Source organism: Pseudodesulfovibrio profundus, assembly GCF_900217235.1.
Classification (GTDB): Bacteria; Desulfobacterota; Desulfovibrionia; order Desulfovibrionales; family Desulfovibrionaceae; genus Pseudodesulfovibrio; species Pseudodesulfovibrio profundus.
This window is the reverse complement of the sequence record NZ_LT907975.1, coordinates 2100487-2115220: the sequence shown is the minus strand read 5'-3', so window position 1 is coordinate 2115220 and position 14734 is coordinate 2100487. Positions and strand designations below refer to the sequence as shown.

The 14734-nt window shown below is 49.0% G+C and carries 11 protein-coding genes and 1 tRNA gene; all 12 read right to left on the bottom strand.

The window, feature by feature from the left end; translation table 11 throughout:
* Window positions 1–11: 11 nt before the first annotated feature.
* Window positions 12–3137 carry a UvrD-helicase domain-containing protein gene (locus DPRO_RS10030; protein ID WP_162291171.1) on the bottom strand — a complete coding sequence of 1042 codons (3126 nt, stop codon included), beginning with the start codon at window positions 3135–3137 and terminating at the stop codon, window positions 12–14.
* A complete protein-coding gene (locus DPRO_RS10025; protein ID WP_097011912.1) occupies window positions 3130–5775 on the bottom strand; it encodes a RecB family exonuclease in 2646 nt (881 codons plus the stop codon). The genes DPRO_RS10030 and DPRO_RS10025 overlap by 8 nt, the downstream gene beginning before the upstream one ends.
* Window positions 5776–5853: 78 nt before the next feature.
* Entirely contained in the window at window positions 5854–5997 is a 144-nt protein-coding gene (locus DPRO_RS10020; RefSeq protein ID WP_197706467.1) for a type I restriction-modification system subunit M N-terminal domain-containing protein, read from the bottom strand.
* 439 nt (window positions 5998–6436) lie between these two features.
* Complete coding sequence (locus DPRO_RS10015) at window positions 6437–7621, bottom strand: type IV secretory system conjugative DNA transfer family protein (protein ID WP_407681407.1); 1185 nt, start codon at window positions 7619–7621, stop codon at window positions 6437–6439.
* Window positions 7622–7856: 235 nt separating this feature from the next.
* Window positions 7857–8630: a MobA/MobL family protein gene (locus DPRO_RS10010; protein ID WP_097011910.1), complete on the bottom strand. Its 774-nt coding sequence runs from the start codon at window positions 8628–8630 to the stop codon at window positions 7857–7859.
* A gap of 14 nt (window positions 8631–8644) precedes the next feature.
* Entirely contained in the window at window positions 8645–9238 is a 594-nt protein-coding gene (locus DPRO_RS10005) for a hypothetical protein (RefSeq protein ID WP_097011909.1), read from the bottom strand.
* Between the two features lie 8 nt (window positions 9239–9246).
* Window positions 9247–10388 (bottom strand): IS3 family transposase gene (locus DPRO_RS10000; RefSeq protein ID WP_097010305.1). Its coding sequence is split into 2 segments (ribosomal slippage): window positions 9247–10127 and window positions 10127–10388, totalling 1143 coding nucleotides; the frame shifts between segments, so codons are not numbered across the junction.
* Window positions 10389–10549: 161 nt separating this feature from the next.
* Window positions 10550–10777 (bottom strand): hypothetical protein, encoded by a 228-nt coding sequence (locus DPRO_RS09995; RefSeq protein ID WP_097011908.1) that lies wholly within the window; start codon window positions 10775–10777, stop codon window positions 10550–10552.
* A gap of 409 nt (window positions 10778–11186) precedes the next feature.
* Complete coding sequence (locus tag DPRO_RS09985) at window positions 11187–12200, bottom strand: hypothetical protein (protein ID WP_157917437.1); 1014 nt, start codon at window positions 12198–12200, stop codon at window positions 11187–11189.
* Window positions 12201–12373: 173 nt separating this feature from the next.
* Window positions 12374–12449, bottom strand: a tRNA-Phe gene (locus DPRO_RS09980).
* Window positions 12450–12519: 70 nt separating this feature from the next.
* Window positions 12520–14274 carry an aldehyde ferredoxin oxidoreductase N-terminal domain-containing protein gene (locus tag DPRO_RS09975; protein ID WP_097011905.1) on the bottom strand — a complete coding sequence of 585 codons (1755 nt, stop codon included), beginning with the start codon at window positions 14272–14274 and terminating at the stop codon, window positions 12520–12522.
* Window positions 14267–14701: a 4Fe-4S binding protein gene (locus DPRO_RS09970; RefSeq protein WP_097011904.1), complete on the bottom strand. Its 435-nt coding sequence runs from the start codon at window positions 14699–14701 to the stop codon at window positions 14267–14269. The genes DPRO_RS09975 and DPRO_RS09970 overlap by 8 nt, the downstream gene beginning before the upstream one ends.
* Window positions 14702–14734 lie beyond the last annotated feature (33 nt).

Here is a 14734-nt window from a genome sequence, read left to right as displayed (position 1 = left end):
GTAATTCAAATTCAATTTATTTTCACCATCAATCCAGCCAACGCAAAATGCAGCCACATTCCCTGGTTTGATTTTCTAGTAGCCGTTTCAAGAGCCTCGCAATAGGTAGCCAGCTGCCCAGCATAGCCCATTGCTTTTTTCTCCAACTGAGCTTTGTCACCCAAGGATGTCTTGTGATCGATAATAACATCACCATCCGGCTGTCGTGAAAGCATGTCTATCCAACCACTTCCTTTTTGGAGCCCTCGCTTGAGATGAATCGGCCACTCCGTGAGGATTTCGCTAGAGCCTGTCGGGTCAATTGTCTTCGTGATGAAGGCTTGCAAGCGATGATGAATTTCAAACAGCATGTCTGCATTCAGGTCTTTAAGGCCCAGGCTACTGACAATCCTTTCTCCTCTTGCTTTGAGAACAGCATCATCTTGATCCGGCGTTGCCACAGCTAGGAAAGCATGAACGGCATCACCCTGAGCTACGCGAGAGTCCGTTGTCTTGGTAAGCAAAGGCGATCCAAGTTCAAAGAACTCAACGGATACCTTTTCTTCATCTATTGTATCGCTACTTGGTACGAATCGTGCCAAAGGATGATGTGTTGTTTTATCGGGAAGCACTGGGGCATAGCTTTGAGTGATTGCCGCTTGTTCCCCTTCCTCGGTTGGTGTGAGGCACACGGTTTCGATAGGAAAGGATTGCTTGCCCACTTCTATCTGACTCACTCCGGGTATCTCAGGCAAAGACATGATTTGGTTGCCGCCCGCATTTTCATAACCATCCAGCCAAGCTGTTGGTGAGCCTTTGCCTTCCTCTCGGGCTGCAAGAATCATGTAGTCTCTGGCTCGTGTCATGCCGACGTAGAGCAGACGCAACCGCTCCCGCCGCTCCTGTTCAAATGCTTCCTTGGCGATATCGCTTTCATCAACTGCATCAGAGAAGTCCGCTATCTTTTTCTGTGCACCAAAAGGCCAGGGCCAGTAACGGAGCCATCGTCCAGCCAATGGATTGTCGAGGTCAAATTGGGCATCAGAGGACTGAATACTCAAACCAAACGGATTCTTACGCCCCTTGGAATCAAGCCTGGTCAAGATGACAACAGGCCATTCAAGCCCTTTGGACTTGTGATAGGTCAAAACCTGCACTGCATCGTCACCAACACCAACAGCCTGGTCGTCTGACTCATTTTTCTCCAATTGGTGGAAGTGGTGAACAAGCCCGGCAGGTGTACAAGCGCATCGACGAGACTTACAGGTCGACTCATATGCCAAAGCGTGACCACGCAGAGCGTCCAGATTTGCCAGCCTGAGAGCCGGATTATCCCAGCCTAATGCCATACGGTTTGCTTCAGAAAGATCAATAGCCAAGTCCAACACCTCAGATGGTGTCAGCGAAGCGAGTTCCTGTCGCGCATCATCCAGCCGAGCGAACATGGGATGCAAATCCTTGACGGCTCCCATTCCTTTTCCCAAAGCAACTGTGAACCAATCCTCCAATCCGAAGATTTTGGCCAACTCAGCCACGGCTAAAGTATCTTCAGCACTAAGAAGGCAACGATAGGCAGCCATGACAAGAACGACCTCAGGGCGTAGCATAAGTCCGATTCGTGGAATGGCCGAACGGATACCATGCTCTTCCAGTACAGAAGCAACATCACGACAATCCGCATTGGTCATGCAGAGGACCGCGATATCACCAGCCTTAAGTGTGCGCTCTTTCCGTGTGATTTTATCGAGAACCACATACTCGGACGCGTTGTCGAGCAAGGATTGAATACCACCGACAAGACAGAGTGTGTCGTTGGTTTTGTTTTTCGACTCAAATCGCCAGCATTTCAGATGCGGATGCTTCGGCTTGGTCGCCGTAACTTTGGAGGTCAAGCGCACCCTCTTTTCTGGAAGCCCGAACTGTCCAAAAGCAGCCGCGAAATATTCACTGGCAAAATCAACCAGAGCAGGCTGTGAACGCCAACTGTTTGGAAGAGTCTCCGGTTCGCCCAAAGCTTCGATGACAGCATCCATCAGAGCCGGGTCCGACCCTCGGAATCCATAAATTGACTGTTTCTGGTCGCCAACCCAAATCGATTGTTTCACGAGCTTGGATAACTTGAGAAACAACGCCAACTGGATAGGGCTGGTATCCTGAAACTCATCGACCATCACCATGTCCAACCGTTCCTGCAATTGGCTGGCTACGGCTTTGTCTTCGACCATTTGCAGGGCCAAAGCTTCCTGGTCGGTGAAGTCAATAAGTCCCAAAACTCGTTTGTATTGTTGATACAGACCTGCCGCTTCGGAGGCACAATCGAAAAGCAATGTGATGAATTGGCGAACTTCCTTATGGAACCGAGGGTGCGCTAAGAATTGGCCTGCCAATTCGTGGAGCGTTTCTACTTCATGCGCACTCTTTTTTGTCGGAGAAATTTTGGAGAGCTTAGACCATGTGGACCAATGAGGCACGCCACCACGATACAATGTACGTCGAATAGCTTGAAGTTCTTTTTTTGCCTTCAGAGTACCTTTGGTCGTATCTCCGTCTGCCGGAAGAGCAGCAATGGCTCGCTCCAATTCCCGCACAATTTCGGAATCAAGCTTTTCGCCTTCGGCTTCAGGAATTGGCTCAGGTAGTAACTTCTGGAGTGATTCCCAGGAACATCTGCCACTTTCCAACATCATTTTACGATCAATGGCATTCGACCTAGCCTTGTCGATAATGTCTTTGACGATGTCTTCCCAGCCTTCAATTTCCAACGAACGGACAAGCGGAACGATCCTTTTAGCTCGCAAACCAATTATTTGGGAGACAGCAACGCGAAAAACGGCTCCATCCTCCCCATCAGGAAGTACCTCGACTGTCGGGGATTGCCCGACTTCAAATGCATAATCTTTGAGCAATGCACCGCAGACAGAGTTGACAGTGCCAATGTAGCCACCAAATACACGCTGGGCTTCTTCCGTCCGATTCAATTCAAAAAGCTTTGAGCGAAAACGGCTGCCGATTTCTTGAGCGGCCTTCTTGGTAAAAGTCGTAGCGACAACACCCTCAGGGCGGACGCCCTTATCAATGTTGTTCACAAATAGTTCTGTCAGAGAATACGTCTTACCGGAACCGGCACTTGCGCTTATCAATTTGATGTTTTTACTCATAGCCCACTCCGCATACCATTGCGTAATCACAGAAGAAGCAGCCTGTGCCGAAATCGAATTCCTTTTCCTCATCATCGCTGGACGCAATGGCCTCCACGTCTCCCGCCATCAGTCGGTCGATGATAGCGTCATACCGCTCACGCACCATTTCCCATGTGGCTTTCAAGTCAGAATCAACAACGTCTTCTGGGGGCAACCATGGAGCCTGTGAAGATATCAGTTCAGTCTGGGCGAGCATGTAGTATGCTCCAAAGGCTGGGAGATCGTCCTTGTCGAGCATCCAGCAATAGGCCGCGAGTTGCAGAGCTATTCCCTTTTCAAGCTCTTCACGGCGATATTTGCTTTTGTTCGTCCACTTCATATCCCACACAACTGGATTGCCCTTGTCGTCTTCGAGACTGATATCGACAAAACCGCGATATGTCTGACCACCTGCGTCAGTCCGTTCAACTTCCTTTTCGCTTTCAACTACTGACAACCCTGCGCCTTCTATACGTTCGAACAAATCGGACACGGCCCGACGGAGTCTAGATCTTAAAAACTCCCGCTCAGTTTCCATACCGGGTAGCAGATACGTTGCGGCCATTTCCTTCAGACGGGAGTCGAATAGGGTTGTGGCTCTAGATACGGCTTCGTCGGGTTTCCAGTTGTGAGACTCGTTGATCAAATCCTCGACTATGGAGTGACAGAATGAACCGACAAGCTGACTTCCTTCGGAAAGCGTAGGGCTACCGGTAGCGTAGATCTTAAGCACGTGGCTTAACACCCAGGCCAACGGACATTTGATGAGTTTCGACATGCCGGACGGAGATTCTTTTTCTCGTCGTTCAATGACACCTTTAGGGGCCTGCCACGTGTCCTGAAATGCCAGAGCTGCATTTTCTGGCACGACCTCAAGCGGTATATCCATGTCCATCAGATTACTTTCACCGCGACGCAATTGTGATGCTGAAACCGTTATAGCAGGGATATCTGTCTCCTCAGAGAGCCCCATTGCGGCAACAATATTTTCCCAGAATGGATGCGGTGCCAAAGGCTCGCCGCCGTCCTGTTCAGGCATGACAAGAATCAGCTTCTTGGTGGCATTACATGCTGTTTGTTGCCAGCCAGAAAGCTCCAAATCTCGTTGCAAGTCGATATCCTCAATTTGAACGTCGGCACGCTTCAAGGCTTCCGCTTCGGCATTTGTCCAAGGCGACCGACCTAAGGGTAATCCCGCCATAATGAAATTCCACCAAACAACTGTATCAACATTACCGCCGAGTTGTCCGGGGTGGAACAGGACCGTCCAAGGCGCAGCTTCGGCTCTATCGGCGATTGAAGCTCCACCGCCTATAACGGAATCAAGCATTCGATCCAGCTGAGGCTTGGGAATAGCATGTCGACCAGTTTCACTTACGGCTTCAGCAAGCTCCTGTGCCATGCCAGACACGGCACTCATCAGCTTTCCTTCATGAGCCAAGGTCCCTTTGGCGGCCCAGTCACTCAGGCGCAAACATATGTCGCGCACGATTTCAGCACCCAACCCAGTCTGGGGAGGGACTCGCTTCACTTCAGTCCAGAACCGCAAATCATCCAAAAGCTCGTCGCTATTCTCCTGCTTTCGCGCCCATCCCTCGCTCTTAGAAATGGCCTTGAGCCACTCTTTTCCACCCAAGCCTGGCGACTTCTCAAGGGCACGCACAAGACGGCTCGCCATAACAGGGTGGAGGGGGCATATTGGAGCAGTCAAAAATTCCAAATAACGCTGAGGATCAAATGGTGCCCAATGAATGCCCAATCCAAGTGGAAGCAACTGCAACGCTGCTCGCCATTGGGATCGACTTCCTCCACCTGGGCGGGGTAAACCGTATCGCCGCATGGAAGCATCTAAAATTTCGGTTTCAGATTCTGCAATTATGGCTACTGAATCTTCATGACACTCTTGAACGGCAAGCCATGCTCCCAAAGCATCTGCCGCTTCCATAGCCGTAGAAGCAGTCAAACAAGTCAGTGAGCCGTCTGGTTGGAAACGATTGTCGCATCCTTTCTGAGCAAAAAGAGACTCGTGTAGCAGGTCGAGGTTCGTAGAATTACTAGTGGAGAAGGCTGGCTGGCTCACACTGATACTGACACCTACCGACTCCAGCGAGGCAAAAAGTTTACGCCAACAGGACGGCCATTTCTCCTGTTCATGCATATGCAGAGAAATTTCTGAAATTCCTGAGATGCTGAATTGAGTAATGGAGTCAAGAATATCCTCAATTCGCTCTGCAAGCCCCGGCAACATGTCTGCCTTCGATTCAAGCATGGCCATATCTGTCAAACGTGCCGAGGCCCCAAGGTCGCTTCCGTCCCACCCTGACAAACGAAGTTGATCTCGTAATGCAAGGAGGCTTCTTGCCGATGACCAACCGTCAGCCTCAAAGGATTCTTTGTAGAAGGGAGCACCTGCCCTACAAAGGGCATCCATTGCCGCAAGATAGCGGGCAATACGAACAGGTTGTCCGCTGTGATTTCCAACTAAACCCAATCGAGTTTCAAGGATGCTGACAAGGCCAAGCGGGCCTGTTATTTTTACGCCTTCCGCTGCTTCTACAGCTCTCAATTCGTCGGGAAAGCTTCCGCCATCAAAATGATATCCAACTTGTATTTTCATTAAGCATGTTTTCCTTTCGCGTTCTGCAATCTTTCAGGCTAGATAAGCGCATTGTTATTCCAGAATGCGGAACAACAGTCACGATATCTTCTTGCCATTGACGTAGTTGATAAACAAAAGGACCGGTACATAACCCTTGTACTGACTGGCATCCATTCCACCACGAAGTTCATCGCAGGATTGCCAGAGGGACGAATAGAGTTCGGATTTCTTGAGAGTCATAAAGTAACAACTTCCTGATTTGTTATCGCAATTTATATCTACCAAGACAGCATAATTGCTGCATGGTTTATGACGCTAAACAGCACGCGAGATCATGCACCTGAAAGTGAGAAATTTCAAAGTGTTTATTGAGGAGTGAGTAAAGGTGTATTGAAGAAGACATCTTTCTGACTTTCCATATTTCTGCCGCCAAACTGTCCACCCGGCCTAAACCACCACTGTACCTACAACCGAGATTTTGAACGTTCACTTATACGTTGAGTTTTCTCCTTAATTTTAAATGCTTATTCTAAATACCCTGAGGTTTAATCTAGGTTATTACAGTTTCTTCCGTGTTTATTACCGGTTTTATTCTGCCTAAAACTCCGTCAGAAAATCATAAAGGCGAGAAGTAGTAATTACCTCTCGCCCTGGTTTGAATATTCTCAACAAATGCAGCCTACGCGACGACATCTCGAAAAGGTGCAGTCTCATAGTACGGAGTTTTTCTAAATAGAACAGGAGTGCCATCAGTCAAAACTAAACCAACATCGTCAGGAAGTTGGCACAGCCCTTCTGGTGAAAGCACATCACGCATCCCTTGATACGGCGCGTCAGCATTCCAAGTATTCGTGCTACCAAGCTTTCCATTTCCCGTAGACAACCCACTCAATTCCTCAAATTGCCTAAGTTTACCAAGCTTCTCAGAAAAGTACTGAGCTGTCTCATTATCCATTACTTTCAGCAAAAGGAGAGTGCCACTGTTGCCAATGAAATTCTGCCAATCTTGCGGATAGTCACGCTTAAGCTGCCCAAGAGTTTGGAAGAATGTCCAAATCCTAAGTCCATAGCTTCGCATCACTCCTACGGCTTGCGAAAGCATAGGTAGCGTTCCTATGGTTCCGGCTTCGTCTATATACAGGTCCGTTGATGTGTTCTTTACCCCGCCAGCCCGTGAAAATTCAGCGATTACCTGCGAAATCAACAGACGCTGGAAGCGATTATGAGATTCTAATTTTTCAGGTGGCAAAGTAATAAACACCGCCAGTTTTGCGTGTGGATTGAGTAACTCCTCAAACCTAAAAGTTCCATAAGACAGGGTCTTGCGGATAGGGTCACTATCCATGAATTGCAACTGGGTAAGAAGAGTTGAAAGGATGCTTTGAGCCTCTCGGTTTTCAGGATTGTACTCCGCATACCGACCAAGCTTTCGCCATGCCAACGACTCAGTATCGCCTATGCTCAATAGTCCCTTTGCAATTTTAGAGACAACACTAATCCCACCTTGGAGAATATCATGGGCTCGGGCGAGGCTACTCACTTCATTCTTGTTCTCAACCACATAGGCTATTACTCCAGCCAACAGATTCCGAGCTGCATTTACCCAATGAGGCTCACCACTGACCGGAGGGACTAGCAAAGCATCTACAATTTGATTAACCTTATCTGCGAACTCTGGGTCACTAGGAATGAGTAACACAATAGGGTCATAGGTAGCGGAAGGAAAACCTCCAACTTGGTACGGGTCAAAAATCACAATTTCAAATCCGCAGCTACGCAGATATGGGCCTACGACTTTTGCAATTTCTCCTTTAGGATCAACAGCAACAAAAGACCCCTGTTTCCATAAAATGTTGGGGATGATGCCCGCTGTTGTTTTATGCGAACCGGTACTGCCAATGACGACAGGATGAGCATTGTTTTCCGCAATCATATGGAGCGAAGGCAACCTGTAATCAGGCAGACTCGCACCGATGAAGATATGACTTCCATTGTTGTCTTGCTCATCGAATGCTGCAAAATCAGTATCTGCGAGTTGACGATCAAGATCATATTTGTTCATTTCATAATAATTCATGGAGTTACCTCCAGTTTATTAATTATCTGCTACGTTCACTAAAAACCCTGCCGCCAGCATTAACTGTTGTTCGCGCTGAAGCTTTTTCAAGCGTGGAGGCAATGTCTATGGCATCAAGATGCCATTCTTTCGTTTTTTTAGGGGTGTACTGTGGCCCTTTATATTTGCTTGCTTCCTTATCAATTCCTCGTTTTTTATAACTTTTCATTTTCACACGAGCCTCAAAGCCTTTTTCTACGAGATAACCATTGGCGACAGCTTCCCAGTTTTCTCGCCATTGTGGAACTAACCTGTTCCAAGCTCTGACTTTCTTGCCAAAGCCATCCGGTTGAATTTCTCGCATGGTCAGCAAAATATGAGCATGAATATTTCTCTGGTCTCCTTTGTCAGTTGGTTTATGTATTACAAGATTTGCGACCATGCCTTGGTCAACAAAAGCGGTCTGAACAAATGCCGTTGCCAATTCTATATTTTGACGACCACTCAGTTCATGAGGAAGGCCAATGGTGACCTCCCGCATGTACTGCGCGTCTTTACGCGTTTCTCCTCCTTCAATGTATGAGAAAAATTCTTCGTAATTGTTGGATAACTCAAGAAGCCACCCAGGGGCCTCTTCAGGTGCAAGCATTACCGAATGAAGAAGCTCCCCTTTGCTCTTGTGGTAATGCTTGCTGCCAGTGTTAAGACTACGAAGATTTGCTCTATTGTTGTATGCTCCCTTAGCAACGATACTTTGGCCGTTGCTTTTTTTGATAACCTTTACACCGAAGTGCGTTAATTCCTTCTTTGCAGACATGAACCAACGCCCCCTTATAGTTCTGCATCCAGGTCGGTGAGTTGGATGGTGTCTTTGTCAAAAAGAAGCTCATATTCTTCTGCCTTAGGTCTACCCCCTTTTTTACTAATGTCTGGCGTGGTTGGCAGCTCTTTCAAAAGACCTTTGCGAACCAACTGTTCAAGAAAATATTTTATTTCCTGAGCCTTCATTTTGTTTTTCAAGGCTCGTGTTAGATCACTCCTACAAAACTCCGCACCATCAAGTTCAATGATTGCACTAAGGACAATTTTCACGTCAGCAGTTAACCCTTTCACTCTCTGCAAAACTTGCATTTGAGGTAAGAGTCCATCACACTCCTTGCCAGCATCAAGACACCAAGCATCTGTTATAGTTGGCAATTTAACAACACCCAGCTTCAACCTCTTATTCTTGCGAATTTTCCAGTCGTCTATTGCCGGTGTTATTTCACCTCCTTGGTTACATTCCGGCACATAGCTATCCGAGCTTGGGCTGTAGTGCATGGCTACAGCCTGCTGACTATCAACAACTTCTACAACCCGATTATTGACTTCTTTCTCCTCCTGATAGCTGCGAGCTAAAGGCCTAGGTGTAAAGTCCCCTTTCATAGGGCCAGTTAACGGTAGAGACTCCCGGCAGTTTTCGGGGGGTTGCCCAGAGGGTAGGGGGTACCCCCTGCCCTTTGGGCAGCAAAATTTATCGGCGACATATTCCCCAGGGATTCATGAGGACGTTCCTCGTTGTACTCACGGATAAAGTCCTCCGTAATGGCCCGAACTTCGCTCAGGCTGTTGAACACGTACAAATCAAGCACTTCTTCTCTGTAGGTTCGGTTGAACCGCTCGATGTATGAGTTCTGGGTGGGTTTGCCAGGCTGAATGAACTCCAGATTCACGCCATGCGATTCGGCCCAGGCCGCCATGACAGTCCCCGAGAACTCTGGACCATTGTCCATTCGCAACCTCTCGGGATAGCCGCCACGCTCTTCGGCTACCCGATCCAGCACCCTTACCACTCGTCCTGCTGGCATATTGGTATCGATCTCCACGGCCAAGGCCTCACGGTTGTAATCATCTACAGCGTTGAAAGTCCTGAAGACGCGACCGCTGTAAAGCGTGTCCCGCATGAAATCTATCGACCAGCAATAGTTTGGCGCAAGCGGTTGGGCCACTGCCGTCCGAGAGGCTTGCGGAAGCCGCTTCTTGGCCTTGCGCTTCAGGTTCATTTTCAAGAGGCAGTAAACCCTCCAGACCTTCTTGTGGTTCCAGGGCTTGTCCTGCTGTCGAAGGACGTTGAAAAGCTTACTGAAGCCCCATGTAGGCTTTTTCTCGGCCAGTTCAGTCAAGGCTGCGATGACATCGCTGTCGTCCCGCGGATGCGGCTTGTAGGCGTAGTAGCTCCTACTGATGCCCATGGCCGCGCATGCCTTGCGCAAGCTCAACTCAAACGCGTTGACCATGTGCATGACAAATTCCTTGCGTTGAACTGGCCTCAGAGTTTTTTTTCGATCACATCCTTGAGCGCCATGTTTTCCAGGCTGAGGTCGGCGAACATCTGCTTGAGCTTACGGTTCTCCGTTTCGAGATCCTTCATCCGTTGGATATCGGATGCCTCCATGCCGCCATACTTTGACTTCCACTTGTAGTACGTGGCGCTGCTCACGCCGTGCTCGCGGCAGACATCGACGACAGTTCGTCCGCCTTCCACTGCCTTCAGGATCTTGACGATCTGGTACTCGCTGAACTTCGATTTACGCATGCAAAACTCCTGTCCCATTTTGGGCCAGAAGTCTCTACTTGGCAATGGACCTACTTTACGGGGACTTTACATAGGGACAATAAACCCTACTACTTCCTTCACATGCTGTGTTCCGGGAGCAGCTTGTTCGGCTGCTTCCCATAGATCCCTAGACATCTCCTCTACCTCAGTGGCAGGCGAGTAGTAACTTTATAGACCACGATAGGCTCAACCGTAACTTCAATTGCCTCGACCAGCTCCCCTGCATTGCTGGGTGCTGTTGCCAATTGCTCAGCCACATTTTCTGCAATGGACTGAGCTAGATCCACGACATCGGGCTGCTTGATGTTGCTTTCCTCAATGTCATTGTCTTCAACAGTAATAATTTCTGGTTCCTTTACTTTACTCATCGAATTTACTCCTTTTGCTATCTCCAAACGAGGTGTAGCGAATTACAACTACTTATAACGACTAGGATGATGAATCTAATTCCGACATCTTGACTTGAGCCACTTCATGAATGGCCGCTTTTGATAGACTGCTTTACCTCCGATGATCCGTTTGCCGTTGTTGCAATTGGGATCTGCCGACTCGACATTTGCCAACGTTTTCGGGGACCAGAGTCCCGGCACAAGCTCACAAAAAAACTGCCTGGTAAAATACTCTGGAAGTCTTCCTTCAAGAGTCTCAAAAAATGTGTCGTCCATATTGGACCTCCTTTCTTTTGACTCATTATTTTTCAGAGAGTCTCAAAAGCGTCAGGGGGAGTTCGGCTTGTGCACGAACTCCCCCTGAAATGGAATATAAATATATTTTCGACTATTTTGCGTTTTCTACTTCACCACTGGAAATACAGCGTGTAGCCCACTTGTAATAGCCTTCAAGGACATCTAGTGACGGGCCGTCCTCAATAATGCCCGATCGATTCTTATATCTTTCTGGGAATTGGGACTGACAGTCATAAGCGGTATCTTCAAGAGTCCCTCCGGTTTTCCTTTTGTTATCCCACATCCAAAGTCCTAAAAAGCGACCGAGTAATCCCTTAAGATCAACCTTTGGCTCTTCTGCTCTCTTCTGAAGCCATTGAAAACACTTCTTCTCAAACGATGTATGGGAAATGTTTGTCCCTTCTTGGTGTTCATATTGAAAGCCAGCAATTTGCACCAACAACTGCTCGGCAAATCTTTCAGCGTCAAAATTATCAGCGCATGGCTGGACTGTGATAGTTAGACCATTTGTATCCTTTTCTATTTGAAAGGGATCTTCTTCCTGTTTAGGGAAAAGAAGGTAGCATTTGGGATAAGTTGCAAGAAGATGAGTTACCCCATCAACATCATCGTCTAGCCAATCCAAGTCTTCCTCACTAAATTCTATCTGAAATGACTCCGGTTCTTTGCGAAACTTCAGATAATTCTTGAGTGCTTCAATGTAACCATCCATAGGCTCTTCTCTAGTAAGGGCAATCGCGTCATAGAAATAATCGCAAGAGAAAGAGTGGATGCCCTCTATTTGCGCCTTAAATTCATTCGAGAAGATTAATTTGCAAATCTTGGCTCTATAGGCTGTATAATCGACATTGTAATCATACATCGCAAGAAACGACTTTTCGCCTTCCCAGCCATAATGAGAAATCTCAACTATGAGTTCCTCAAAAATTTCACGATCAATCTTCACAGCATCTTCTAAAGCACTGATAGCTTCCTTGACTTTGGCAAAGCGTTGAGGTTCATCTTGCTTTGCCTTTCTTTGAAGATAACAGTTATGTACGAAGTACTTCGATTGAATGTCATCGAATATATATTCTGTCTTCATAGGCTGTTTCTTTGCAGTCATCCTAACGGACCTCGATAATTTGATAAAGCGGTTATATCTGAAGGGATCAAGAGGACTTCAAGCATTCAGTTGATCCGGAGACTGTCTTCTTCAAAACTAGTACTATCCTAGTACAAAACGCCAAAAAAGAAAAAGCCCTTTCGTCGCGATTGACGTAAGGGCTTGATCTTCAATGGTGCTCAGGGACGGAATTGAACCGCCGACACGGGGATTTTCAGTCCCCTGCTCTACCGACTGAGCTACCTGAGCGCCGGTGAGGAGTTGTGTTTAGCGAAACCCCGTGGGCTTTGCAAGTGTTTTTTATTATTAATTGCGTTTTTTATTCTTCTTCCTTCTCTGGAGCACCCATTTCGAGGATTCGGGCGGCGTATCCTGTGCGCAGTGCTTCAAGGTATTCCGTATCGATTGGGCCCTTCCATGTGGTGATTTCCGTGAATCGTTTCGGAATCTTCACTGCACGGGGATCGTAGCCCATGCCGATACGCAATCGCCAGCGCAGTCGTTGCACACGATCACCGATTTCGGCCATTTTGCCATTGAGTCCGCCGTAACCGACGGCATCCATGGCCTCGGCCAGTAATTCATCCTTGTAGACGCCACGGGAGAAGAGACAGCCGACCATGCAGTTGAGCACGATTCGTTCACGGGCATCATCCACAAGGAAGTCTAATGCCCTCTTCACATCCTTGTCTTCATGCTTCTGGTCGTAGGCGTAGCCGCCGGAATCCAGATGCGAATGACGGAACCCGAGTCCTTCGGATACGAAGAAGACCTCGCCAGTGGCATATCCGGCCATTTCCTGACCAAGGACACAGGCAAAGTCCTCACCGCCGAACTCGGCAGCGCATTTCAAGGCGCCCTGAGCCAACAGGCGGTAGAATTCATTGGTGGGCCTACCGATCATCTCCACGGCCTGCATGTAGGTTTCTGCATCGCCCCACTGCAGTTTAACCTTGGTCTGCTCTTCGGAGATCACGCCCTTTTCCAGCGCCTCCGTAGCCCAAGCCAAGGCAACACCCGTGGACATGCAGTCCAGCCCTTCCTTCTCGATCACGTCGAGGATGCGCAACACTTCGCTCGCCTCGGTGACCTCCAGCATTCCGCCGCAGGAGAAGATAGGCTCGTAGTCATAGCCCACCTGTCGATACAGATACTGATTATTGGCCTGGAACTGCTCACGCACGAAGCCGACATGAATACATCCTACCGGGCAACCCGCACAGGCGGCATTGCGAAGCAGCGTATCGTCGGCAAAGGTTTCACCGGATATCTTGTCCGCTTCGGGGCTGGATGTCTGCTGGAGGTTCTTCCAGGGCAGACTCTTCAGGCCATTGAGTGGCTTGATATTCACGGCTGTTCCGAGACCATGGTATTTGGCCATCATCTCGGTGGTGGTCAGTTGCTTGAATATATGCTTGTAGAGCTTGGGGTATTCCTTGTTGTCCGGCAGATCAAATCCACGGTCACCAAGAATGCAGATGGCCTTGAGGTTCTTGTCTCCCATGACACCACCGCCGCCCATCCGACCGAAATGGCGGAAGGTATCAACGTTAATGCAGGCGTAAGCGGATCGATTTTCACCGGCAGGCCCGATACGCAGGATAGAACGACGACCAGACCCCGGAAAGACCTTGCGCAGCACGCGACCGGTCTGCAGAGCGTCAAAACCACGCATGTATTCCACATCGCGGGTCTCGACACGGCGCGAACCGACACACAGCGCAGTGAGTCGCTTGGCCTTGCCGATGATGACCAGAGCATCGAGATCGGCAAAGCGGAGGGACAACGCGGACTTACCACCTGCGTAGCTCTCCGAATATTCATTATGGTACGGCGAACGGAACGCGCAGCACGTTTTGGACATCAGCGGATAATAGCCGGTGAGCGGCCCGATGGCGAAAATCAGGGGCTGCTCGGGATCATCCCAATCCTTGTCCATATGGCCGAACTCCTGAAAGAGCCTGGCAGCAAGGCCGGTACCGCCCAAAAACTCGCTTCGTCCGTCCCGCTCAACGATATTTGTCTTGCCCGTGGTCAGATTGACCACCATGACGCGGAAGAAATCTCTAATCATCGCGTTCCTCCTCGTCGGTTGCGGTTTTCGGAAGATCAACCATCTCCAGGCAATCGTGCGGGCAGAACTCCACGCAGCGACCACAGTGAATGCAGATGTACGGATTCACGAGATGATCCAGGAAGATCGCATCCACCGGACACGCCGTGGCACATTCACCACAGCGAATGCACAGCTTCTTTTTCTGTATGATGCCGCCGTCGCGGCGCTGGGAAAGGGCTCCGGTCGGGCAGGCCTTGGCGCATGGGGCCGGACTGCACGCCAGGCACAACCGCGCCTCAAAGCCGGTGGACAGACCTCCGGCCGAAGAAATACGTATCCCTGCCTTATTCCAGGACAACACTTTGTGTACCTGTCTTGAACAGGCCAGTGAGCACGAATGGCAGCCAATGCAGCGCTCCATCCGAGCCGCTCTCAGAGCTTTCATAAATACCTCCGGCAATGGAAAAACAGTGACAAC